Origin of the sequence: Vibrio sp. CCUG 15886, assembly GCF_028570825.1 — a bacterium.
In the GTDB taxonomy this organism is placed as follows: domain Bacteria; phylum Pseudomonadota; class Gammaproteobacteria; order Enterobacterales; family Vibrionaceae; genus Vibrio; species Vibrio vulnificus_B.
Genome location: NZ_JAQQBT010000011.1, coordinates 13,590 through 37,350 on the forward strand (window position 1 = coordinate 13,590; position 23,761 = coordinate 37,350).

Genomic DNA, 23,761 nt, shown 5'->3' on the forward strand with positions numbered 1-23,761 from the left:
TACCTTAAGCCACATCTTGTTGCTGCTCGGCTTTGCGTTTGTGTTTGCGATATTTGGGATGGGTAATTGGAATCGCAGACAAGAGTTTTTTGGTGTAATCGTTTTGTGGATTGGCGTACACCTCTTTGGCGCTGCCCTCTTCCACCACTTTACCAAAGTACATCACTGCCACTTTGTCGGAGACGTGTTTCACCACCGACAGATCGTGCGAAATGAAAATGATCGCCAAATTCATCTCTTGCTGAAGCTGCAGCAATAAATTGAGGATCTGTGCTTGCACGGACACATCCAACGCAGAAACGGACTCATCACAAATAAGCAATTTAGGCTTTAACGCAATCGCGCGCGCAATACCGATGCGTTGACGCTGGCCGCCGGAGAATTCATGTGGATAACGATTAACGGCTTCTGCGGGCAATCCCACTTTCACCAGTAACTCTTTCACCCAAGTTTTACGCTCCTCCGGAGTGCCTATTTTGTGGATGATGTAAGGTTCTTCCAATATCATGCCAATGGTGTGACGCTGATTGAGTGATTCCATTGGGTCTTGGAAAACAATTTGCATTTCTTTGCGCAGTGGGCGCATCTCTTTGGGAGAAAGCTTGGTGATATCGCGCCCTTCAAAGAAAATTCGCCCTTCCGTTGGTTCATACAGTTTAAGCAGCGTGCGCCCTAAGGTGCTTTTGCCACAACCCGACTCGCCAACCAAACCTAAGGTTTCCCCTTGGTTGACCGATAAACTGACGCCATCCACCGCTTTGACGGTATAGCCTTTGCGAAACAAGCCTTTGCCAGAGACAAAATGTTGCTTGAGGTTTTCAATCCTTAATACTTCTTTACTCATCCTGAATTTCTTAGCTCCTCTGACTTACTTCAAACATGCTGCTATCCATCGGCTTAATGTCGATGAGCTGCTTAGGCTCACTGTCCAAGCTTGGCATTAAGCCCATCAACCGCTCAGTGTAAGGGTGCTTAGGATGATCAAACAGTTCAAAAATCTCTGCGTACTCAACAATCCGACCACCGTACATGACCGCGACGTCATCGCACACTTCCGCCACCACACCCAGATCGTGCGTAATGAAAATCATCGCCATACCGGTTTCTTGTTGTAACTCGTTCATCAGTTCCAAAATGGATGCCTGAACGGTCACGTCCAACGCGGTGGTTGGCTCGTCACAGATCAAAATGTCCGGCTTGCACGCCAGTGCCATCGCAATCATCACTCGCTGACGCATCCCACCAGATAGGTTGTGCGGGTACTCATTGAGGCGCTTCTCTGGCAGTGGAATTCTCACCTTTTTCAGCATCTCAAGGGCGTACTCATTGCGAGTGCGTTTATCCAAATCAGGGCGGTGCAACTCTAAGACTTCGTTAATCTGGCGACCAACGGTGTGAACTGGATTAAGCGCCGTCATTGGATCTTGAAAAATGATGGAGATTCGATCACCACGCATAGCATACATCTGCTCAGCAGGCAGCGTCACCAAATCGGTGCCGCGATAGAGAATTTGTCCATTCACGATCTGACCATAAGGCTTGGGCAACAACCCCATGATCGACATGGAAGTGACACTTTTGCCACTGCCAGACTCGCCAACCAATCCCAATGTACGTCCTGCACGAACATCAAAGTTGACGCCGTGCAATACCTTGACTGGGCCATCATCGGTAGTGAAAGAGACCTCGAGATCTCTGACACTCAGAATCACATCATCCTGCATCGTGCTTCCCTCTTGTGGCCAACTTATAGTTTATAGGTGTCATCAATCACCGTCACAGGGGCAAAGGCTTTCCCTGCTTTAATGGCTTTTTCGGTTTCTTTCTTCGCGTCTTTATCGATCCAGAATGTCCCTAAACCGATCGCACCACCACTGGTAAATAAAACTTCCGATTTTTTGGTCATCGCCTTTTGAGGGTACTTTAACCAGCGCCAGTAACCCACACGGGTATACGGCACCATGTAGCCTGGAACAATCAGGTTCGCATCACTAATAATTTGCTGGATTTGATGGGAATAGTTGTACTTCTTCTCCAAATCAAATTCGTTTTTGTACGCCATGATCAACGTGTCCAGTTCAGGCGTGCTGAAATTGGTGTGGTTATTGGTTTGTGGGCGATTCGCATTGGCCGAATGGAAGTACTCCCAATAAGCTGGCACATCGGAAGTACCCATATCTAAGAACGCCAGTTCATGCTTTTTCTCGAGGATGAACTTAAACGCAGAGGAGCCATCCACCAGTTTTAGTTCAAACTCCAATCCCGCTTTCTTCGCTTGCTCTTTCAAATACGCGATACGTGGCGTGTGGTGAGCATAACCATACGTGATAGCGAAACTGAGACGCTGGCCTTTATCGTTGACCCGCACCCCATCGGCACCAATTTGGTTAAAGCCCGCCGCTTCAAAGTAGCGAATCGCTAATTCCGGATCAAACTTAGGCGGCACAGGGTTAGGCAAGTCGTATTTACCATGGCCAGAGCCGAGCGCGTGCGGCTTGCGTGAGTAGTCACCACGGGTGATCTTATCGATCATGCCATCGTAATCGGTAGCATGCATGATCCCTTTGCGCACATTGAGATCATCCAGCAGAGGCGTGGCAACGTTCATCCATAGACCACCCGCACCTTGTGGCGTTTGGTTGTAACCCCAGAACTTCTCGATGTAGCCTTTTTGGTACGGTTCTGTGTTGGATTTGTCGTGCCACAAATCCGGCAGGATCAGGCCAAAAGTATCCAAATCGCCTTTTTCGAAATGCTTCATCGCGATGTCGTTATCGCGGATCACCGTGATACGGATTTTCTCCACATTGTAACGGTGTTGATAATACTTGTTGCTGTAACCCCACCAATCTTGACCAACGTGTTTGAAGGTGACGCTTTTGCCCTTCTTAATGTCATCAAGGTAGTAAGCGTTGGTGGTTGGCTCAGCTTTGAAGTTGTATTTGCGTACGAAGTTATCGTCAATACCATCGCCATTTTCATCTTTTGCTGGTTTCGCATAAAAGTGCGCAGGTCGCGGACGAAGCGCACCTAAGGTATAGAGAAGATCTTCTTGGTTTTTTTCAACTTTGCTCACCGCCGCGAAGGTGTGCTGATCAATTTTCTGCACATCGTCAATCACATTGGTGTAGTACTCGTTATACCAAGGTGCCACCAAATCTTTTGAGCGGTAGAACTTGAGCATAAAAACGAAGTCATCGGCCGTCACAGGTTTGCCGTCCGACCATTTGGCATTGGGATTTAATTTGAAGTAAACCGTACGGTTATCCCCTGCAAAGGCCCATTCATTGGCTAAGGCTGGGATCCACTCCAACGTGTCTGGATGCTGATCTACCAGCGCAGGCGTCTCATCGAGGAAAAAAGAACGCAATCCTGAGTTAGAATCAGGTCCAACACTGCGTAAAGTTTGTGGAAAGCTTTGAATGAAAGTACGGAATGTCCCACCAAATTTGGCATCCGAAGAAGCAAACAACGGCTCATCCCAGTTGGTCTGCCAGTTCACATCCGCGGGTAAAGTGGTGGCGTAAGCACCGGCACTCATCAGCGATAACGCTGTGGTTAGTAAGGTTTTTTTCATCATTATGTCCCTATATTATCCGTTCCAACAGTATTGACCATTTAAACGTAACGGGTGAATTTTTTCGGATCAAAGGCTGCACGAATGGCTTCACCAATAAAGGTCACCATCACCAAAACAGCCACGATAGAGCTCACCACCGACGCCACAATCCAAGGCGAATCCAAGTTCGATTTCCCTTGCTGCAGCAGTTCGCCCCAGCTTGGCGTTGGCGGCATCAATCCTAGCCCTAAGTAATCCAATGCGGTTAATGCCGTAATATTGCCAGCGATGGTAAACGGCGCCAGCGTCACGATCATCACCATGGTATTTGGCAAGATGTGCTGGAAGAGAATCCGTGCTGTCGATGCACCAAGCGCTTTGGCCGCCAATACGTATTCGCGCGCTGACTCTTTATAGGTCATGGTGCGCATGTACCACGTCATGCCCATCCAACCAAATAGAACGTTGATGCCAACAAAGAGCGCGAAAGTCGGTTGCACAATCGAGACCAAAATCATGATGACGTACAAAAACGGCACCATCGACCAGATCTCAATCAGTCGCTGGACAAACAGGTCAAATTTGCCGCCCCAATAGCCCATCGCACAGCCCACCGCCGTACCAATCGCATAAGAGATGGCCATCGTCAGCAGTGCGAACCCCATCGCGGTCCGAAAACCGTACACCAGTCGCGCCAGAATATCGCGACCAATCACATCGGTGCCGAGATAGTGTTTTGATTCTGCACTGGGCGCTGTCGGCGGAAAATCGCCCGAAAAGTCCTGTTCGTAGGGGTTCCATGGCACAATCGGCATGATCACGAAGTTGCCGGACTCTTCCGCTGCAAACTGTTTTTGCAACTGGCGATAGTTGGCTTCACCCGCAGACTCTTGCCCAAACTCACTGCCACTTCTCACATCACTGATGACGGGAAAGTAATAGTGGCCATCGTATTTCACCATCAAGGCTTTGCTGTTGATCAGCAATTCAGCGAACAGCGATAACACCAACATTGCAGAAAGAAGAATGAAAGACCAATAGCCACGCTTGATCGCCTTGAAGCTTCTTATTTTCTTTTGAGTTAACGGACTCACTTTGATCATATTAAGCTCCAAACTTCACACGAGGATCGACCAGCGCAACACAAACATCGGAAATGATATTTCCTAGCAGGAGAAGCACCGCATTAATTGCCACAATACCCATTACAACAGGATAATCACGCTCAATGATCGACTCATAGCCTAATAAGCCTATGCCATCGATATTGAAAATAACCTCAATTAAGAACGCACCAGTCATAAAGAAGAGTAAGGAATTACCAAAATGGCTAGCAATAGGAATTAAACTATTTCGTAAAGCGTGTTTGCGTACTGCCGTTTTAAACGGCAAGCCTTTGGCGATTGCGGTACGAATATAATCCGATGACAAGTTCTCCATCAGGTTGTTTTTCATCGTCAACGTCAACGTAGCGAAATCACCAATCAAATAACAGATAAGCGGCAACACCGCGTGCCACATGACGTCTTTCGCACGCTCAAAAAACGTCTCCAAATCATCGAAATCATCGCCGACAAAGCCCCCCATAGGGAACCATTCCAAATGGTAGGAAAAGAGTGTGATCAACAGAACACCGACCACATAACCGGGCAGCGCATAGCCAACAAAAATTAAAATCGACGAGGCGGAATCAAAAACCGAGCCATGCCGAAGCGCTTTGTAATAGCCCAGTGGAATAGAAATGAAGTAACTGATAAAAAAGGTCATTCCACCGTAGAAGAGAGAAACCGGAAGACGCTCTGCGATCATGTCTCCCACCGGTTCGTAATAGCGAGTGGACTCGCCGAAATCTAACCTAACCAGCTTGCTTAGCCAATCCAAATACGCCTGTGCAACAGGTTTATCCAAACCATAAAAGGCATTGAGTTCCGCCATTTGCTCTTCAGACAGTGCCGAGTTGCCCCCGGCAGTGGTCATGGCCGCCGCACCATCGCCTTGTGCCTGCATTTTAGACAGCATGCGTTCCACTGGACCACCAGGAACAAAACGGGTAATAGCAAAGATAAGAATAGTAATTCCTAGGAAAGTAGGAATGACCAGCGCCAGTCGGCGCAGAAAATATGACAGCATATACAACTACTCCATGTCGACTGCCTATAAATTAGAGTTTGTTAAATTAATAAATAATCAAATTCTAACTTATCTAGAGAATTAGGAACTTAATTGAAATAAGTCGGTCGAAATGTTCATCCTGAACAGCTTCAATCTCTGGAATTCAAGTTCAACGCCAGATATTAAGCGCCATATGTATCTTGAAATAACCAAAGCTTCAAGTATTTGTGATGAAAGCATGACAAATTACCAACCACATCTAAATTCTATAAATAAATTTGTAAAAAAATATAAAAGACTGCTCATTTTCCAATCACAGAATATCAAACTGTAATGAATGGGGCTTTTGCACTACATAAAAATGCAATATTGCACAATAAACAGTCAGCCATTCTAACAGTTAAAAAACGCAAAAACCATGATGAGCCCTTATGATACAAGGGGTATCATAATTTGATACCACCAGACTCATCTTACCAGTTTGCACAAAAATGAAGCATAAAACATCATTCAGTTTAAAGCTTCAGCCAAATGAGATTAATCAACACATTTCACTACAATAGATCCACCCTCCAACACATACCATTAGATAATGCGCACAACACAAAATACGGTGTTTTATTGAAACATTTCACAATAAAGTGCGCCAAATCACAGACAATCATGCTGTATATATAACTTAATTTAAAATTTTACATATTTTTTACATTTCATTAGCCGTGCATCCCACTGGTTTGACTTGCAAAATTCATCTCATGTATATCTGTCGCGAAACGTTAACGAAACATTAACGTCACATTTGGTCGTCGTTCAGACCAAACATAGGAATTAAGCAACACGGAGCAACACGGATGTATAAAAACACAACAGCCTTATCCGTTGCGATCAGCCTTGCATTGGGTACAGCAGCCATGTCCCCGATAGCTTTCGCAGAAGAGCAGCAAGTCGAGCAACTACAAAAGATGAAAGTCACCGGTTCACGAATCTCAACCACTGAGATGGAAGGACCTTCTCCTGTCACCGTCATTACCAGCAAAGATATTGCGGCGAAAGGTTTTAACAGCGCACAAGACATTCTCAACAGCTTGACGCAAAACACGGGTGGTACACTCGCGCAAACCAACTCATTCTCATTCACTCCTGCAGCACAGTCCGTTAACCTTCGTGGTCTAGGCGCTTCACGTACGTTGATTTTGATCGACGGTCGTCGTATGCCGCAGTACCCACTGGCACAAAACGGCGTTTCAAACTTCCAAGATATCGGCCAAATCCCTGTATCGGCGATTGAGCGTGTGGAAGTAATGACTGACTCTGGTTCGGCCATCTACGGTTCTGATGCGATCGGCGGTGTGGTTAACTTTATCCTCAAGAAAGATTTCGACGGCGTGTCAGTGAAAGCGCGTTATGGCGATGCGACTGAAGGTGGCTACGAAAACGGCCGTCTTGATATCGTTGCGGGTAAAGACATGGAAGATAAGCGTGTTTTGTTTGTTGCGCAGTTAGCGGGCAACGAAATGCTGCAACAAAGCGACAGAAGCTGGGCGGGTGACGATAACTCTGATCGCTCTGCCTTTGGCGCTTACTCAAGCTACGGTGCGAGCTTTGTTGAAAAAGGCACCGGCAACGTTCTAACACCTGCGGTCAATGGCAAAACGTGTCAAGACGTTGTGGGTGAACATGGTATCGATCGCGCCGATGGCAAGTGTGGTTTTAACCGCTCTGCGTATCGCTCATTAAAACCAGAAAACAAACAAGTCGACCTACTACTTCGTGGTGAAATGGATCTTAATGATGATCTAACGGCGATGGCAGAAGCGCGTTTCGGTTACAAATCTACCTCTTCCATTTTCGAACCGAACCCATACGACATTGAAACGGACGCAACACACTTCCGTGGCGAAGGTAAATACACTCGTCGCTTGGTGGAATTTGGCCCACGTGAAAGCAACACGGAAGCGAACGCGTTCGGCTTGACCACAGGTTTAACTGGTTTACTGGCAAATACCTACGATTGGGAAGTGTACGCCAGTTACTCTGAGCAAAAAGTCGAGACCGACAACCCTGCGGTGTTGAACACTCTCGATCAAGCGGTTCAAAACGGTGACATCGACCTACTCGATACGATCTCTGCTGCCGACGTTGCCAAATACAGCGGCCGCTCAACCAAAGAAGCGTACTCAAAACTCTACTCTATCAACGGCTCACTTGCTGGCGATCTAGTGGAACTGCCTGCCGGTATGTCTGGCTTTGCGGTTTACGGTGAATGGAACCGAACCGATTACAACGAATCTATCGATGCGATCACCAAATCAGGCGGATTCTCTGGTCTAGGCGGCACCTCTGGTGGTGGTGAGCGTGATCAAATCGGTTTAGGTGTGGAAGTACTTATCCCAGTACTGGAAGACCTAGAAGTGACGCTAGCGGGTCGTTATGACCACTACTTTGATGATTCTGCAACTGGCGGTGCCTTTACACCGAAAGCGTCGATCGCTTACCGTCCTACCGATACCCTATTGCTACGTGGTAGCTACGGCCTTGGTTTCCGCGCGCCAGACTTAAAACGTCTGTTTGGTGAAGAAACGAAAGCGTTTGGCTCAGGCTTCGATCCACAACTTTGTGCTTCTGTCGGCGGTACTGGTCCTAACGACACCATTCCTGAGTGTTCAACACAGTACTTTGATACGGTAAACGGTCCAAACGCCGAGCTTGAAGAAGAAACCAGCACCAACATCAACTTGGGCCTAGCGTGGGAACCTGTGGATGATCTTGGTTTAACCGTTGACTGGTACCACATAAAAATGGAAAACGTGGTATCCGCACCTTCTTACCAAGACGTTATCAACGATCCGTCAAAGTACCCAGGTACCCAAGTGGTTCGTAACCCAGATGGCACCATCAAAACCGTTATTTATGGCCCAGTAAACCAAGCGTTTGAAACTCGCTCGGGTATCGACTTGTCATTGGGTTATGCGTACGACACGGTGAGCATGGGTTCATTCTCAACCAAGTTCTCTATCACTAAGATCTTGATTGCAGAATCTCAAGAAAGCAGCAGTGAGCCAGTGATCGATGAGCGTGACTTCCTACCGGAATATACCGCAACATTGAACCTAGGCTGGGCATATCAAGACGTGAACGTGAACCTATTTGGTAAGTTCCGCGACGAGATGTGTACAAGTTACGCGAACGACTACTACTTCGAAGATTGTGACGCTGCGAAAAAAGCGGGTTACGAAACTAAGATCTCTAGTATGACAACGTGGAACCTAACAACGTCTTACCAATTCAACGAAAGTGGTCGTGTCACTCTAGGCATCATCAACATGTTTGATAAAGAGCCGCCAAAAGATCCTCTAAACGACACTTCTCCGTTCTACGCGGACACTTATGACGATCCAATTGGTCGCCAAGTGTATGTTGAGGCGTCTTACGACTTCTAAATAGCAACACTTTGTAAACCCTTTTGGCGCGGGAAATGCCCGCGCCCTTTTCGACTGACAAAAACACTGACAAGGATGCAACCATGACGTTAAAGAAATTTGGCGTGAGTGCACTCACCGCAGCGATGCTGAGCCTAACAGGCAGCGCGTTAGCCGCAGACGCAGGAAGCGTGATTTCCACTCAGGCAGGCACCAATAAAGCCGCTCAAGCCTCTCAAGACAAAATCGATGGCTACGCGGATAGTACCGACACCATGCTCGCCGAATACAAGGCCATCATGCGCCAAGTAGACAGCATGAAAGTCTACAACGAGCAGATCAATCGCATGGTGCAATCGCAGCAAGGCGAACTGGATTCATTAGATCGCCAAATCGCGCAGATTGACCAAACCGCGATGGAAGTGGTGCCACTGACTTTAAAAATGATTGATGCGCTCGACGAAATCGTCACGCTCGATCTGCCATTCCAAACCAAAGAACGCAACAAACGAATCAACGAACTACGCGAGCTGATGGATCGCGCAGACGTCACCACCTCGGAAAAATTCCGTAAAGTGATGGAAGCGTACCAAATCGAAGAAGGCTTCTCTCGTTCTATCGAATCTTACAAAGCCAGCTTAGATCGCAATGGTGAAGTGGTGACTTACGACTTCCTACGCATTGGTCGTACCGCGTTGCTCTACCAATCGCCAGACGGTGTTGAAACCGGTATGTGGAACCAGCAAACCCGCCAATGGGAAGCGCTGCCTGAAAGCTACCGTATTGCCGTGCAGCAAGGAATTCGTATCGCGAAGAAACAAGCGCCACCGGCTCTGATCAAATTGCCAGTGTTTGCTGGGGAGGAATAATCATGAAAGGATTCAAAACCATCGCCGCCGCACTGCTGGCTAGCCTGTTTATGGTCTCTGGCGCGCATGCGGAAGCACCAAAATCACTCAACGAACTGCTCAAGAACGTCAAATCAGAAAGCATCGTTGAGTCAAAAGAAAACAAAGCGCGTGAGCAAGAATTTCTTGCCGATCGCAACAAACAAGCGGAACTGCTCAAGCAGGCAAAAGCCCAACTCAAAGCCGAAACGGCACTGGGTGAGCAACTGAAAGCCACCTTTGACGACAACGACAAAAAGCTAACCGAACTGACTGAAACGTTACGCCAACGTTCAGGCACTTTGGGCGAAATGTTTGGCGTGGTTCGTCAGTATGCGGGTGAATTCAAAGGCCTATTCAACGCCTCACAGAACGCAGTTCAGTTCCCACAACGTGACGCTTTGCTCACCAAACTGGCCGAGAGCAAAGAACTGCCTTCCACCGAAGAACTGGAGTCGTTCTGGCACACCGTGCTACAACAGATCATTGTGTCTGGGGAAACCTCAACCACACCTGCAACCGTGGTTTACGGCGAAGGTAAAGAAGCCGTACGTGATGTCACCTTGGTGGGCGAATTTAACGCCATCGCTGATGGCAAATACGTTACCTACGTCCCTCAAACCGGCAAGTTCGAAGAGTTGTCTCGTCAACCACGTACCAATATCACCCGTCATGTAGCGGGATTTGAATCCACGTCTTCAAGCTATGAGCCGCTATTTATTGACCCTTCTCGCGGCGTCATTTTGTCTCTACTGGTACAAAGCCCGACCGTAAAAGAGCGCATCGACCAAGGTGGTATCGTGGGTTACGTGATTCTCGCTATGGGTGCATTAGGCGCATTGATTGCCCTATTCTGTTACCTACGCTTACTGGTGATCGGCGGCAAAATGCGTAAGCAAGCCAAATCCGATGCGGTGATTGAAGGCAACCCACTGGGTGAAGTGATTCAAGCGTATCAAGATCACAAAGGCGACAACTTGGAAGATCTAGAAGCGAAACTGGATGAAATCATTCTACGCAACGCGCCTAAGATCGAGCGATTCATTGTCTCCATCAAACTGTTTGCTTCCGTTGCGCCACTACTGGGCCTCTTGGGTACGGTAATGGGGATGATCGGCACCTTCCAAGCAATCACTCTCTTTGGTACTGGCGATCCGAAACTGATGGCCGGCGGTATCTCGGAAGCACTTGTGACCACTATGCTTGGTCTGGTTGTGGCCATCCCACTGCTGTTCTTCTACACCTTAGTGCACAGTAAAGGCCGTCGTTTAGTGCAAACCCTTGAAGAGCAAAGCGCTGGCTTTATTGCTCGCTACCAGGAAAAACTGCACACAGCCGAACGCTAAGGAGGCGCTATGTGGTGGTTAATTGAAGAGTTAGAGTCCATCAGACGATTCCTTGGCATGGGTGGCGACGTACTGGTCGCGATCTTTGTCCTCAGCTTCATGCTGTGGGTCGTTTTGCTGGAACGCTGGTTCTACTTTATCGCCGTCGCTCCTCGTGCCATGAAGCAAGCTCTTGCCACTTGGACCGAGCGCACGGAGCACACCAGCTGGAACGCCAGAATGATCAGACAGGAGATCATCTCCCGTCAGGATATCGAGAATAAAAAAGGGTTACCGATCGTCAAAGTGTTGATCGCCCTCTGTCCACTGCTTGGTCTTTTAGGCACCGTGGTGGGCATGATTCAAGTATTCGATATTTTGGCCATCGTCGGAACAGGAAGCCCTCGCGCCATGGCGTCAGGGATCTCAAAGGCAACCATTCCAACACTTGCAGGAATGGTGGCATCGCTATCGGGGTTGTTCTTTAGCACCCGCTTAGATCACTTAGCGAAAGTCACCACTCGTAAACTGGAAGATAAGTTGAAGCATATTGCCTAATACCAATGGCAGAGCGATCGCCTTTTCTCTCTATCGCTCTGGCTGATTTGGTATCAATAAATGGAATTAGAGGTATAGGTCATGAAAAGACGCTATAGCAGTGACAGTAATGATGAAATGGCCATTGATATGACCCCGATGCTCGACATCGTTTTCATCATGTTGATCTTCTTTATTGTAACAACGTCATTTGTAAAAGAAGCGGGTATCGATGTGAACCGCCCTAGTGCCAACTCGGCACAAACCGTCGCCAAAGGCAACATCATGGTCGCGGTTGGCGCGGCGGGTGATGTCTGGATCGACAAGCGACGCGTCGAAGTCGATGCGGTCCGTGCCAACGTTGAACGCCTGCGTGCAGAAAGCCCAGATGGTGCAGTGGTCATCCAAGCGGATGAAGAAGCGAATGCTGGTGTGGTTGTAAAAGTGATGGATCAGATACGCATGGCTGGTGTAGCCAATATCTCCATCGCCGCGACCAACAAGGATTAAGCTTATGCGTTATCTGGCCTCAATTGCACTGGCGCTCGTTGTCTCCCTCGGATTGTTCTGGGGGATGGACAAGCTGGTAAATAAAGAGCGCCACGAACTGGCATCGAACGATGATCTGCGCATGGTGGATTTCATTCGAGTCAAACCCGAAGAAAAAGTACAGGAGAAAAAACGCGAGCTACCCAAACCGCCACCACCGAAACGTCCACCACCACCGCCGGAGATGAAGATCACCTCCACAGTAAAACCAGTGATGGAACAGATCCCTATGGACATGCCCAAGCTAGATCTGCCCGTCAACATTACTGGTGGTTCCGTTCTTGGTCATTATTCCCAAGGTGGCGGGGCACAAGTAGCCGGCACTGGTGGCCCGATGCCATTAGCGACTTTCCAACCGCAAATGCCGCGTAAAGCCGCCAAAGCGGGATTGGAAAAAGGTTTGGTTGTTCTTGAGTTCACCGTCAACGAGCGTGGCGGGGTGGAAGACATCAAAGTTCTCAAAGAGGAACCTCGCCGCATGGATTTGGGTAAAGAAGCACGGAAAACCGTGTCGAAATGGACCTTTAAACCCAAGATGGTCGATGGCAAACCTGTGAGCTCTCGTATGGCTCAAGAAATTGAGTTCTCGGTAAACTAAGGAGTCAAACATGATGAAATCATTCAAAAATGTCCTGGCTTCCCTCACCTTGATTGCTGGTGTGATACTCACACCAGCGCAAGCGAAAGAAGCTCCGGAACTGTCTGACCGTACCTTCCGTACTGTGAATAAGGTGCAGGAACTGATCGCAACAGAGAAATACTCTGCGGCATTGGAAAAGCTCTCTGACGCGCTGGAAGGCACCACCAAAAAATACGATCGCGCGGTACTGCTGCAACAAACGGGCTTTTTGTATTCCCTCAAAGAGGATTACAAAAATGCGGCAAAATACTTCGCGGAGTCGTTAAAACTGGAGGCTTTACCGGTTCCTGTGGCTCAGCAAGTGCGTTATAGCTTGGCCCAATTGTACCTTTCTGAAGAAAAGTACAAACAGTCGGTAGAGACGATGAAAACGTGGTTTGACATCGCCAAAACCACCGATGAAAAGCCTCAAGCCCATGCGTACATCACTCTCGCCAGTGCCTACGTTCAAATGGATGATTACAGAAACGCGATTGCGCCTACCAAGCAAGCCATCGCAATGAGTAAGAATCCAAGTGAATCCTGGTATCTGCTGTTGATGGCATCGCACTACGAGCTGAAGCAATTGAAAGAAGTGGTGGGCGTTTTAAAAATACTCACCACAAAATACCCAGAGAAAAAACGGTATTGGATGCAGTTGTCGGGAACCTATATGGAACTCAACCAAGAGCGCAATGCCCTTTCTGCACTCGAAATGGCTTACAAAATGGGGCTACTCGATGAAGAGAAAGAGTTTCTTCGCTTGGTGAATTTCTTAGCATACCAAAACATCCCATACCGAGCGGCGAAAACGCTGCAAACGGAACTGGATAACGGCAATATCACGCGAAATCAGGACAATTTGGAGCGTTTAGCCAGTTTTTGGCAACAAGCAAAAGAACTGGATAAAGCGATCGACACTTATCAACAAGCGTATGCTTTGGCCCCTACTGCCAAGAGCCAAATTCGCATCGCGCGTTTGATGCTTCAAGATAAGCAGTTTGATAAAGCGACCGAGTTTACCGGTACGCCAGCGGCTGATGCCAAATTGGATCAAAAAGCAGAGCTGGAATACGTTCGTGGCCTTGCTTACTTTGAACTGAAAGATTCTCAGCGTGCGTTACGCTCAATGCAAAGTGCTGCTCAGTCAGAAAAAATGCGCCAAGTGGTTAGCCCTTGGATCACATATCTGGCGGGTCAAGGATAACCAAACGTCTGAATTGTTAGCAATTCTGGCATCTGGTTAAGTGTGAGTCAGTCGCACGTGTCTGGGGAAGCTTGTCTTCCCCTTTTTTCTTCTACACAACAGGCAAATCGCGTTCATTTTGGAGACAACTTCAACTGGCAACCACCCTCAGTTCGTGATACTCTTCGCCTCCATTTTTCTGGCCGAAAAGTCATCAACTGGTGAATTTTAGATGGTCAGTGCTATCTTTTAGTAGCAGATATTCCCTATCCGCTCTCAATCCAAACCAAACGTGGACTAAAACAGATGGGCAAAGGTACTCTTTACATCGTCTCTGCTCCAAGCGGTGCAGGCAAATCCAGCTTAATCTCCGCGATGCTGGAGAAAAACCCGACTTACGCAATGAAAGTGTCGGTCTCTCACACCACACGTGGCATGCGCCCAGGTGAACAAGATGGCGTGCACTACCACTTTGTCGAGAAAGAGCATTTTGAAGATCTGATTACCAAAGGCGAGTTTCTGGAATACGCAGAAGTGTTTGGTAACTACTACGGCACCTCACGTGTTTGGATTGAAAACACCCTAGATAAAGGCATTGATGTTTTTCTCGATATCGATTGGCAAGGCGCTCGTCAAATTCGTGAGCAAATGCCACACGCTAAGAGCATCTTTATCTTACCACCATCCAATGGTGAACTTGAGCGTCGTCTTAATACGCGTGGTCAAGACAGCGAAGCGGTGATCGCCAAGCGTATGGCGGAAGCGAAATCCGAAATCTCGCACTACAACGAATACGATTACGTGATCATCAACGATGATTTCGATACTGCTTTGATGGACTTTAAAGCCATTATCCGAGCAGAAAGATTGAAGCAAGACAAACAAGCTGCTAAATATAGCGGTATGCTTGACGCGCTTTTAGCGGAATAAGACCCCAGAAAGCATTCTGTGGCACTAATAATACAACTCAAGGTACCTCAAGCTAGACACTGAGAACTGAGAGCCTGTATACTTTCTCGTCATTCAAAAAAATTTAGTTAACTAATTTGGAGTTCTCATGGCACGCGTAACTGTTCAAGACGCTGTTGAAAAAGTTGGCAACCGTTTCGACTTGGTTCTGATTGCGGCTCGCCGCGCTCGTCAAATGCAAACTGGCGGTAAAGATTCACTAGTGCCGGAAGAGAATGATAAGCCAACCGTTATCGCTCTACGCGAAATCGAAGAAGGCCTTATCACTAAAGAAGTGCTTGATGCACGTGAGCGTCAAGAGCAACAAGAACAAGAAGCAGCAGAACTAGCGGCCGTTAGCAGCATCGCTCGCAACCGTTAATTCGCCTTAAAACACAACATCCCGGGCCCATAATTTGTATCTATTCGATAGCCTCAAAGACGTTGCCCAAGAATACCTTACAGAGCCTCAACTTGAGGCTCTGCGTCAATCTTATGTGGTAGCGCGAGATGCCCATGAAGGGCAAACCCGCTCAAGCGGTGAACCGTATATCATCCACCCAGTCGCGGTGGCGCGCATTCTGGCCGACATGCGCCTGGATGTTGAAACTCTACAAGCAGCGTTACTCCACGACGTCATCGAAGATTGTGACGTCAGCAAAGAAGATCTCGAAGCGCAATTTGGCCATACGGTGGCAGAATTGGTTGATGGGGTTTCCAAGCTGGATAAGCTGAAATTTCGCGATCGCAAAGAAGCACAAGCGGAAAACTTCCGCAAAATGGTGCTGGCGATGGTGCAAGATATTCGCGTTATCCTGATCAAACTGGCCGACCGTACTCATAATATGCGTACCTTAGGCGCACTTCGCCCAGACAAAAAACGCCGAATTGCCCGCGAAACACTCGAAATCTATTCACCTTTGGCTCATCGCCTTGGTATCCACAATATTAAAACCGAATTGGAAGAGCTCGGCTTTGAAGCCCTCTACCCCAATCGCTACCGCGTATTAAAAGAGGTGGTGAAATCGGCGCGTGGTAACCGCAAAGAGATGATCCAACGTATCCACAGTGAAATTGAAGGCCGCTTGCAAGAAGTGGGCTTACAAGCGCGCGTCTTAGGTCGTGAAAAGAATCTTTTCTCCATCTACAACAAGATGAAAACCAAAGAGCAGCGCTTTCACACCATCATGGATATTTACGCGTTTCGTGTCGTGGTCGATACCGCCGACACCTGCTATCGCGTACTCGGTCAGGTGCACAGCTTGTACAAGCCTCGCCCTGGTCGTATGAAAGATTACATCGCGGTCCCCAAAGCCAACGGCTACCAATCGCTGCATACCTCGATGGTGGGCCCTCATGGTGTTCCAGTGGAAGTGCAAATCCGCACCGAAGACATGGATCAAATGGCGGATAAAGGGGTTGCGGCACATTGGTCTTATAAGGGCAATGGCGAACGCACTGGCACCACGGCGCAAGTGAAGGCGCAGCGCTGGATGCAAAGCTTGCTGGAACTTCAGCAAAGCGCGGGTAACTCCTTCGAATTCATCGAGAACGTTAAATCGGATCTCTTCCCGGATGAGATTTACGTCTTCACACCGAAAGGCCGCATTGTTGAACTGCCTGTTGGGGCAACGGCGGTGGATTTTGCCTACGCCGTGCATACCGATGTCGGTAATACCTGCGTTGGTGCACGTGTCGATCGCAATCCATACCCACTGAGCAAAGCGCTGAAAAATGGCCAAACCATTGAAATCATCAGTGCGCCAGGCGCCCGTCCTAACGCAGCTTGGCTCAACTATGTGGTGACTTCTCGTGCGCGCACTAAGATTCGCCAAGTGCTGAAAACCATGCGTCGTGAAGAGTCGATTACTCTTGGTCGCCGTTTGTTGAATCATGCGCTCGGTGAGCACTCACTTGCCGACATCAGCCCAGAAAATCTCAACCATGTCTTGAGCGATCTCAAAATCCAATCTTTGGATGATCTGCTTGCCGCCATCGGCTTGGGTGAGCGTATGAGTATCGTGATTGCGCGTCGTTTGTTAGGCGATGCAGACGAGCTCACAGAACTGCGTTCAAACGACAGCAAAACCAAGAAGAAGCTGCCAATTCGTGGCTCAGAAGGGTTACTGCTGACGTTTGCCAACTGTTGTCATCCAATCCCAGATGATCACATCATTGCCCATGTTTCACCGGGCAGAGGCTTGGTGGTTCACCGTGAGACCTGTCCAAACGTACGTGGCTACCAACGCGAGCCCGATAAGTACATGGCGGTGGCATGGTCAGACGATTACGATCAAGAGTTCATCGCGGAACTTAAAGTCGACATGCTCAATCATCAAGGTGCCTTGGCAGAGCTGACTAACGTGATTTCCAAAACGGGTTCAAACATCCATGGCTTATCGACTGAAGAGCGTGATGGCCGTTTGTATACCGTGACGGTGCTGCTGACCACCAAAGATCGTGTGCATCTTGCAGGCATCATGAAGAAGATTCGCGTCATGCCATCTTGTTCACGCGTGCGTCGTCGCAAGAACTGATCTCCGCATTCGATCGCTTTTCATCGCCCTTGAAATCAAGGTTTCAAGGGCTTTCTATTTTTATCAGAAAGCCAAATTCAAAATGTTATGAATGAAGAACGTTATCAGAGAATCCAACAAGTTTTAAAAGCACGTCAAACCGATCTCACCCTGTGCCTTGAAGAAGTGCATAAACCCAATAATGTGTCAGCGATGATCCGCACTGCCGATGCCACGGGATTGCACAAAGTGCATGCCGTGTGGCCCACCGAGCGAATGAAGACATTGAAAAACACCTCTGCTGGTGCAAGAAACTGGGTGGAAGTGGATACGCATGATTCCATCGCAGACGCCGTGAGCGCTTTAAAAGCACAAGGCATGCAAGTGTTGGTGACCAACCTCTCTGATAGCGCCGTCGATTTTCGCCAAATCGATTACACCCAACCAACCGCCATCATTTTGGGCAGCGAAAAGATTGGTGTTTCTGAACAAGCCAAGGCGCTGGCGGATCAAGACATCATTATTCCTATGGTGGGCATGGTGCAATCACTCAACGTTTCGGTGGCTTGCGCGGTGATTCTGTATGAAGCGCAGCGCCAACGTGAAGCCGCGGGCATGTACCAAAACGACGAAAGCTCGATTGATGCCGAAACCATCAACCGCATTTTGTTTGAGCGCGGCCATCCGGTGCTGGCCAAGGTCGCCAAACGCAAAGGACTCGCTTACCCACCACTGGATGATGCCGGACAAATTGTTGCGGATCCTGACTGGTGGGCAGACATGCAAAAGAAATAGTCGTTATCTAGTTTCCTAGTTTTCTAGTTTTCTAGTTTTCTAGTTTTCTAGTTTTCTAGTTTTCTAGAGCCTATTTTTTCCTGTACAAAAACACAGCCTAATGGTTAACATAACGCTATGTTTATCATTGTCTTGAGGCCAATATGTCTGCCCAACTGTTATCTGCTGTCCCCCTCACGTCCCTCAGTGGGGTCGGTGCTAAGGTGGCTGAAAAACTGGAGAAAATTGGCTTAAGCAGCGTGCAAGACCTGCTGTTTCACTTGCCACTTCGTTACGAAGACCGCACCCGCATCTACCCGATTGCCAAATTGCATGCTGGATTGTGGGCCGCTGTGCAGGGCCATGTGATGCAAGTGGATACCTTGTTTGGTAAACGCAAGATGTTGACGGTGAAGCTCAGCGACGGGAATGGCACCATCACGTTGCGTTTTTTCAACTTTACCGCGGCAATGAAAAACAATTTTGCTGAAGGTAAGTTAGTACACGCTTACGGCGAAATTAAGCGCGGTAATATGGGGCTGGAGATCGTTCACCCAGACTACAAGTTTTTCGCCCCAACGCAGAAGCCCGATGTGGAACAGAGCTTAACGCCTGTTTATCCTACCACCGATGGCTTAAGGCAAATCACGCTGCGTAACCTCACCGATCAAGCCCTCGCCCTGCTCGATAAAGCCGCGGTTCAAGAGTTACTGCCTGCTGGGTTGTATGACCAACAACTGACCATAGGGCAAGCGCTGCACATTATCCATCGTCCTTCGCCGGAGATTAATCTGGAACTGTTCGACGAAGGAAAGCACCCAGCCCAAATCCGCTTAATTATGGAAGAGTTGCTGGCTCAGAACTTATCCATGCTCGCCGTGCGCAGCAAAGGTCAGCAAGATGTCGCGTTGCCACTGCCCCCCGTCCACCAGCTTAAACAACAACTGTTAGCTCAACTGCCTTTTTCTCCGACCAATGCCCAAGCGCGGGTGGTGCAAGAGATTGAAGAAGATTTGCAAAAAGCGCATCCGATGATGCGTTTGGTGCAAGGGGATGTCGGCTCGGGTAAAACCTTAGTGGCAGCCTTGGCCGCGGTACGCGCTATCGAACATGGCTACCAAGTGGCGCTGATGGCGCCCACCGAACTTCTGGCCGAGCAGCACGCGATCAACTTCGCCAATTGGTTTGAAAAAATGGGCATTCCCGTTGGCTGGCTCGCTGGCAAGCTCAAAGGTAAAGCCAAAGAAGCCGAATTAGCCCGCATTGCCAGTGGCGAAGCGAAAATGGTGGTCGGGACACATGCGCTGTTCCAAGAACACGTGGTGTTTGACCATCTTGCTCTTGTGATCATTGATGAACAGCACCGCTTTGGCGTGCATCAACGCTTGGAACTGCGCGAAAAAGGCGCCAAACAAGGCGCTTACCCACATCAACTGATCATGACTGCTACACCGATCCCTCGCACATTGGCCATGACCGCTTATGCCGATTTGGAAACATCGGTGATCGACGAGTTACCGCCGGGACGAACCCCTATCCAAACCGTCGCGATTCCCGACACCAAACGCGAGGACATTGTCGAGCGCATTCGTCATGCCTGCCTCAATGAGGGTAAGCAGGCGTATTGGGTCTGTACCCTGATTGATGAATCGGAAGTATTGGAAGCCCAAGCGGCAGCAGAAACCGCCGAAGAGCTGCAACGTAAATTGCCTGATGTGCGCATTGGTTTGGTGCACGGCCGAATGAAACCAGCTGAAAAACAAGCGGTGATGCAAGCGTTCAAAAACAATGAATTGCATCTTTTGGTGGCCACCACAGTGATCGAAGTCGGTGTCGATGTGCCCAACGCCAGCTTAATGATCATCGAAAACCCCGAGCGCTTGGGTCTCGCACAATTGCACCAGTTGCGCGGTCGCGTCGGTCGAGGCTCAGTAGCAAGCCACTGCGTATTGCTCTATCACGCTCCGCTGTCCAAAACGGCGCAAAAGCGCCTCTCGGTGCTGCGCGAAAGTAACGATGGTTTCGTCATTGCTCAGCGCGACCTTGAGATCCGCGGGCCAGGTGAGCTGCTCGGCACCAAACAAACTGGCCTGGCGGATTTCAAAATTGCCGATCTCGTCCGCGATCAGCGACTGATCCCTGAAGTTCAACGCGCCGCACGCTACATTCACCACAATTACCCACAAAATGCCGCCGCGATTATTGAACGCTGGTTGGGCGAGCGTGATATTTATTCTAAGGCGTGATCCACGCCTTTCATTGACCATTTTCTCTTCGTTCCCTGTCGAATCCATCATCCTGTTTAGTCAATACAAATAGCAAACGATTGCTTTTTAGAATAATCGCCCTATAATGCCGCACAAATTGTGAGGATGACTTTTCTCACCTTCCCAACCAGAGCGGATTTCTGAATAACAGCAATCACAGATGATGACATCCGTTCACCTTGGCCTCCCATTCAGCGAGCGCTAAGTCTGCGTACAACAATTAGGAACATACCATGACAACGCCGAACCCGACGCGTAAAACGGATCTGATCTATCAACTCAACGATCGTCCACCTTTGCCTCAAACTTTGTTTGCTGCACTGCAGCACTTGCTGGCGATGTTTGTCGCTGTGATCACCCCATCCTTGATTATTTGCCAAGCGCTTGGCGTGTCTGCCGAACAAACCAACACCATCATCAGCATGTCGCTGTTTGCTTCGGGCATTTCTTCCTTTATTCAAATCCGCACTTTTGGTCCGATTGGTTCTGGGCTGCTGTCCGTACAAGGCACCAGTTTTAACTTCTTAGGTCCGATTATCGGAGCTGGTTTAGCGCTGAAGGCAGGCGGCGCCAGCGTTGAGAGCATGATGGCGGCGATTTTTGGCACCATTTTGGTTGCCTCGTTTGCAGAGATTCTCCTTTCGCGCGTGTTGGAATACGCGCGTCGCATCATTACGCCATTGGTTTCTGGCATCGTCGTGACCTTAATTGGCTTAACCCTGATTCAAGTCGGCTTGGTATCAATGGGCGGCGGCTACGCGGCCCTGGGCGATGGCACTTTTGGCAGCCTCGATAAGTTGGCGCTGGCAGGGACGGTACTGGGCCTGATTGTGTTACTCAATCGCACCAAAAACCCTTACGTACGCGTGGCGTCGATTGTGATTGCCATGTTGGTGGGCTATGTCATGGCCTATTTCATGGGCATGGTAGACACTCGCCAAGCCAGCAGCAGTAGCGCACTGATTGCCTTGCCAATCCCAATGCAGTTTGGTCTGAGTTTCGACTGGTCGCTGTTTATTCCACTGGTTCTGATTTTCCTCATCACCGCGCTGGAAGCCATTGGTGATATTACCGCCACCTCGGAAGTGTCTGGCGAACCAGTCAAAGGCCCGGTGTATATGAAGCGCATTAAAGGCGGCGTATTGGCCGACGGTCTGAACTCGGCATTAGCGGCGGTATTCAATAGTTTCCCAAACTCCACTTTCAGCCAAAACAACGGCGTGATCTTGCTAACGGGTGTCGCAAGCCGCTACGTCGGTTACTTCATCGCCGGCATGTTGGTACTGCTTGGGCTGTTCCCTGGCGTGGCTGGTTTTGTTCAGTTGATTCCGGAACCGGTTTTAGGCGGTGCAACCATCGTGATGTTCGGCACCATCGCCGCTGCAGGTGTGCGCATCATTTCTCGAGTTGACCTCGATCGCCGTGCCATTCTCATCATGGCACTGTCATTCTCGATGGGTTTAGGCATTGCGCAGAAACCGGAGATTTTGCAGTTTATGCCTGAGTTCATTAAGAGCATTTTCTCTTCCGGCGTTGCTGCTGGCGGCATTACCGCGATTGTGCTTAACCTTCTTCTGCCTGAAAAGCTTCAGGACGAAGAAGAGGAAAAGGCGCACGAGCCCGCGACTGTAAAGCGCTAATCTACACAAAGAAAAAGGGTTGCCGACTGTGGCAACCCTTTTTTAACCCAATGACCCTTCCTAAATAAGGTTACGACTAACGTTCGCTGGTCGGAAAGCTCAACTGTACTTTGAGCCCACCTTCGCTGCGGTTGTTCACCACCACCGAGCCGTGATGCTGGCTGACAATACGTTTGACAATGGCCAGCCCTAAGCCTGTTCCTTCGCTACCACGAGCCGTATCGCCACGGGTGAAAGGTTCAAACAACTTCGCCACTTGTGATTTTTCAATCCCTGGGCCGTTATCTTCCACACACACCCACACCAACTTGCTGTCTGCGGTCATCCCCGTGCTGATTTTCACCCATCCATTACCGTAACGCAGTGCATTGACCACTAAGTTGCTAACGGCACGCTTAATTGCGATCGGGCTGCCAAAAGCGGTGCGAATCGAAGGCTGGAAGGCGGTCTCAATCTGCACTTCGTAACCCCCTTCGGAGCTCGCTACATCCCCAGAAATACCATTGATGTCGACCTCGGTGAAACTTTGCGTATTCACTGGTTTGAGGTAGTCCATAAACTGGCTGATGATCTCATTACACTCTTCAGTATCACTGATGATCCCTTCCGCTAAATAGCTGTCTTCTGGTGACATCATTTCAGTCGCAAGGCGAATTCGTGTTAACGGCGTTCTTAAATCATGGCTAATACCCGCCATCAACAACGCGCGGTCAGCTTCCAACTCTTGAATGCCGCGAGACATTTGATTGAACGCGCGCGTCACTGCACGGATCTCTGTAGCCCCTTTTTCTGGCAGCGGTGGCGGGATTTCCCCTCGACCGACTTCCTTGGCCGCCTTCTCCAGCGCGATGAGTGGCCGGTTTTGTAAACGGATAAACAGCCAACCACCAGCGATGATCAACAGCGCCACAATCAAACTGTTGCGAAACAGTGGAGCGAAATCTTCTTCTTGCAGTTCAGAGAGCGGAATGCGGATCAGTGAGCCTGGAAGCGCGTCAATTTTCATCCACAAAATGTAGCTTTCGCTGCCCAACAGCAGACGCACTTCCGTTGGCGAACCAAGTTCGTGAGTCATCTCTTCACTCATCAAATCGATGGTCATCGCATGGTCAAACTCTTTGGCTTGTTCACTATCGGCCGCGTGCACCGTCACACCAAGTTGCTCCAAAACCTGCCGACGCAACGGCGCATCCGCCATCAGAGCGCTGTCGTCATCGAGCACCAAATTCAGCTCATGGGCGAGGATTTTGTTGAACTGCTGCAAACTCGGCAATAGCGCGTAGTTGAACACCGCGTAATAGGAGAACACCTGACTGGCGAGCAGCAACGTAATGAAGATAAATATCGATTGGGTAAAGGAACTACGAAAACGCATCAAAGACCTCGGCAGCTAGGTAGAGTACGAAGGTAGAATAAACAACAA

The 23,761-nt window shown here is 49.0% G+C and carries 19 protein-coding genes; 13 read left to right on the forward strand and 6 right to left on the reverse strand.

The features are described 5' to 3' along the window. Positions 1-4: 4 nt before the first annotated feature. The 5 genes from PQQ36_RS16735 to PQQ36_RS16755 are packed head-to-tail and all read right to left on the reverse strand — an operon-like array spanning position 5 to position 5,689. A complete protein-coding gene (locus tag PQQ36_RS16735; RefSeq protein WP_080933279.1) occupies positions 5-844 on the reverse strand; it encodes an ABC transporter ATP-binding protein in 840 nt (279 codons plus the stop codon). A 10-nt stretch (positions 845-854) separates the two neighbouring features. Next, the gene (locus PQQ36_RS16740) at positions 855-1,724 is read right to left on the reverse strand and encodes an ABC transporter ATP-binding protein (protein ID WP_181388645.1); all 870 of its coding nucleotides are present in this window, start codon (positions 1,722-1,724) and stop codon (positions 855-857) included. Positions 1,725-1,747: 23 nt separating this feature from the next. Beyond that, the gene (locus PQQ36_RS16745) at positions 1,748-3,577 is read right to left on the reverse strand and encodes an extracellular solute-binding protein (RefSeq protein ID WP_206636418.1); all 1,830 of its coding nucleotides are present in this window, start codon (positions 3,575-3,577) and stop codon (positions 1,748-1,750) included. A gap of 41 nt (positions 3,578-3,618) precedes the next feature. Beyond that, a complete protein-coding gene (locus tag PQQ36_RS16750) occupies positions 3,619-4,662 on the reverse strand; it encodes an ABC transporter permease (protein ID WP_045596129.1) in 1,044 nt (347 codons plus the stop codon). Position 4,663: 1 nt separating this feature from the next. Further along, positions 4,664-5,689, reverse strand: coding sequence for an ABC transporter permease subunit (locus tag PQQ36_RS16755; RefSeq protein ID WP_011078910.1), 1,026 nt, complete (start codon positions 5,687-5,689; stop codon positions 4,664-4,666). Between the two features lie 833 nt (positions 5,690-6,522). On the opposite strand from PQQ36_RS16755, the gene PQQ36_RS16760 reads away from it, so the two are divergent. From PQQ36_RS16760 to PQQ36_RS16820, 13 genes are all read left to right on the forward strand, one after another. Next, entirely contained in the window at positions 6,523-9,111 is a 2,589-nt protein-coding gene (locus tag PQQ36_RS16760) for a TonB-dependent receptor (protein ID WP_045623819.1), read from the forward strand. Positions 9,112-9,194: 83 nt separating this feature from the next. After that, positions 9,195-9,959, forward strand: a complete 765-nt coding sequence (locus tag PQQ36_RS16765) for a DUF3450 domain-containing protein (protein WP_013572562.1) — start codon at positions 9,195-9,197, stop codon at positions 9,957-9,959. A gap of 2 nt (positions 9,960-9,961) precedes the next feature. Continuing rightward, complete coding sequence (locus PQQ36_RS16770) at positions 9,962-11,323, forward strand: MotA/TolQ/ExbB proton channel family protein (protein WP_130349483.1); 1,362 nt, start codon at positions 9,962-9,964, stop codon at positions 11,321-11,323. Positions 11,324-11,332: 9 nt separating this feature from the next. After that, complete coding sequence (locus PQQ36_RS16775) at positions 11,333-11,860, forward strand: MotA/TolQ/ExbB proton channel family protein (protein ID WP_011078914.1); 528 nt, start codon at positions 11,333-11,335, stop codon at positions 11,858-11,860. Between the two features lie 81 nt (positions 11,861-11,941). After that, a complete protein-coding gene (locus PQQ36_RS16780) occupies positions 11,942-12,349 on the forward strand; it encodes an ExbD/TolR family protein (RefSeq protein WP_011078915.1) in 408 nt (135 codons plus the stop codon). A gap of 4 nt (positions 12,350-12,353) precedes the next feature. After that, positions 12,354-12,986 (forward strand): energy transducer TonB, encoded by a 633-nt coding sequence (locus PQQ36_RS16785; RefSeq protein WP_011149230.1) that lies wholly within the window; start codon positions 12,354-12,356, stop codon positions 12,984-12,986. A 10-nt stretch (positions 12,987-12,996) separates the two neighbouring features. After that, positions 12,997-14,214, forward strand: a complete 1,218-nt coding sequence (locus tag PQQ36_RS16790; RefSeq protein WP_039552265.1) for a hypothetical protein — start codon at positions 12,997-12,999, stop codon at positions 14,212-14,214. A gap of 285 nt (positions 14,215-14,499) precedes the next feature. Continuing rightward, entirely contained in the window at positions 14,500-15,123 is a 624-nt protein-coding gene (gene gmk, locus PQQ36_RS16795; RefSeq protein WP_011078918.1) for a guanylate kinase, read from the forward strand. A gap of 127 nt (positions 15,124-15,250) precedes the next feature. Further along, positions 15,251-15,523, forward strand: a complete 273-nt coding sequence (gene rpoZ / locus PQQ36_RS16800) for a DNA-directed RNA polymerase subunit omega (protein ID WP_011078919.1) — start codon at positions 15,251-15,253, stop codon at positions 15,521-15,523. Between the two features lie 34 nt (positions 15,524-15,557). Continuing rightward, positions 15,558-17,678: a bifunctional GTP diphosphokinase/guanosine-3',5'-bis pyrophosphate 3'-pyrophosphohydrolase gene (gene spoT, locus PQQ36_RS16805; RefSeq protein ID WP_011078920.1), complete on the forward strand. Its 2,121-nt coding sequence runs from the start codon at positions 15,558-15,560 to the stop codon at positions 17,676-17,678. An 87-nt stretch (positions 17,679-17,765) separates the two neighbouring features. Then, positions 17,766-18,452 carry a tRNA (guanosine(18)-2'-O)-methyltransferase TrmH gene (gene trmH / locus PQQ36_RS16810; protein WP_038969587.1) on the forward strand — a complete coding sequence of 229 codons (687 nt, stop codon included), beginning with the start codon at positions 17,766-17,768 and terminating at the stop codon, positions 18,450-18,452. A 143-nt stretch (positions 18,453-18,595) separates the two neighbouring features. Beyond that, positions 18,596-20,677 carry an ATP-dependent DNA helicase RecG gene (gene recG, locus PQQ36_RS16815; protein WP_263195486.1) on the forward strand — a complete coding sequence of 694 codons (2,082 nt, stop codon included), beginning with the start codon at positions 18,596-18,598 and terminating at the stop codon, positions 20,675-20,677. Positions 20,678-20,931: 254 nt separating this feature from the next. Then, positions 20,932-22,338, forward strand: coding sequence for a uracil-xanthine permease family protein (locus PQQ36_RS16820; RefSeq protein ID WP_263195485.1), 1,407 nt, complete (start codon positions 20,932-20,934; stop codon positions 22,336-22,338). A 76-nt stretch (positions 22,339-22,414) separates the two neighbouring features. On the opposite strand, the gene envZ is transcribed toward PQQ36_RS16820, so the two are convergent. Next, positions 22,415-23,713 carry a two-component system sensor histidine kinase EnvZ gene (gene envZ, locus PQQ36_RS16825; RefSeq protein ID WP_011149224.1) on the reverse strand — a complete coding sequence of 433 codons (1,299 nt, stop codon included), beginning with the start codon at positions 23,711-23,713 and terminating at the stop codon, positions 22,415-22,417. Positions 23,714-23,761 lie beyond the last annotated feature (48 nt).

What these genes read in the sequence shown, in the direction of transcription:
- envZ (WP_011149224.1), bottom strand. Translation starts at nt 23,713, where the DNA reads ATGCGTTTTCGTAGTTCCTTTACCCAATCGATATTTATCTTCATTACG.
- PQQ36_RS16740 (WP_181388645.1), bottom strand. Translation starts at nt 1,724, where the DNA reads ATGCAGGATGATGTGATTCTGAGTGTCAGAGATCTCGAGGTCTCTTTC.
- PQQ36_RS16790 (WP_039552265.1), top strand. Translation starts at nt 12,997, where the DNA reads ATGATGAAATCATTCAAAAATGTCCTGGCTTCCCTCACCTTGATTGCT.
- PQQ36_RS16745 (WP_206636418.1), bottom strand. Translation starts at nt 3,577, where the DNA reads ATGAAAAAAACCTTACTAACCACAGCGTTATCGCTGATGAGTGCCGGT.
- PQQ36_RS16735 (WP_080933279.1), bottom strand. Translation starts at nt 844, where the DNA reads ATGAGTAAAGAAGTATTAAGGATTGAAAACCTCAAGCAACATTTTGTC.
- PQQ36_RS16780 (WP_011078915.1), top strand. Translation starts at nt 11,942, where the DNA reads ATGAAAAGACGCTATAGCAGTGACAGTAATGATGAAATGGCCATTGAT.
- PQQ36_RS16820 (WP_263195485.1), top strand. Translation starts at nt 20,932, where the DNA reads ATGACAACGCCGAACCCGACGCGTAAAACGGATCTGATCTATCAACTC.
- PQQ36_RS16760 (WP_045623819.1), top strand. Translation starts at nt 6,523, where the DNA reads ATGTATAAAAACACAACAGCCTTATCCGTTGCGATCAGCCTTGCATTG.
- recG (WP_263195486.1), top strand. Translation starts at nt 18,596, where the DNA reads ATGTCTGCCCAACTGTTATCTGCTGTCCCCCTCACGTCCCTCAGTGGG.
- PQQ36_RS16770 (WP_130349483.1), top strand. Translation starts at nt 9,962, where the DNA reads ATGAAAGGATTCAAAACCATCGCCGCCGCACTGCTGGCTAGCCTGTTT.
- PQQ36_RS16765 (WP_013572562.1), top strand. Translation starts at nt 9,195, where the DNA reads ATGACGTTAAAGAAATTTGGCGTGAGTGCACTCACCGCAGCGATGCTG.
- gmk (WP_011078918.1), top strand. Translation starts at nt 14,500, where the DNA reads ATGGGCAAAGGTACTCTTTACATCGTCTCTGCTCCAAGCGGTGCAGGC.
- PQQ36_RS16785 (WP_011149230.1), top strand. Translation starts at nt 12,354, where the DNA reads ATGCGTTATCTGGCCTCAATTGCACTGGCGCTCGTTGTCTCCCTCGGA.
- rpoZ (WP_011078919.1), top strand. Translation starts at nt 15,251, where the DNA reads ATGGCACGCGTAACTGTTCAAGACGCTGTTGAAAAAGTTGGCAACCGT.
- PQQ36_RS16755 (WP_011078910.1), bottom strand. Translation starts at nt 5,689, where the DNA reads ATGCTGTCATATTTTCTGCGCCGACTGGCGCTGGTCATTCCTACTTTC.
- PQQ36_RS16750 (WP_045596129.1), bottom strand. Translation starts at nt 4,662, where the DNA reads ATGATCAAAGTGAGTCCGTTAACTCAAAAGAAAATAAGAAGCTTCAAG.
- trmH (WP_038969587.1), top strand. Translation starts at nt 17,766, where the DNA reads ATGAATGAAGAACGTTATCAGAGAATCCAACAAGTTTTAAAAGCACGT.
- PQQ36_RS16775 (WP_011078914.1), top strand. Translation starts at nt 11,333, where the DNA reads ATGTGGTGGTTAATTGAAGAGTTAGAGTCCATCAGACGATTCCTTGGC.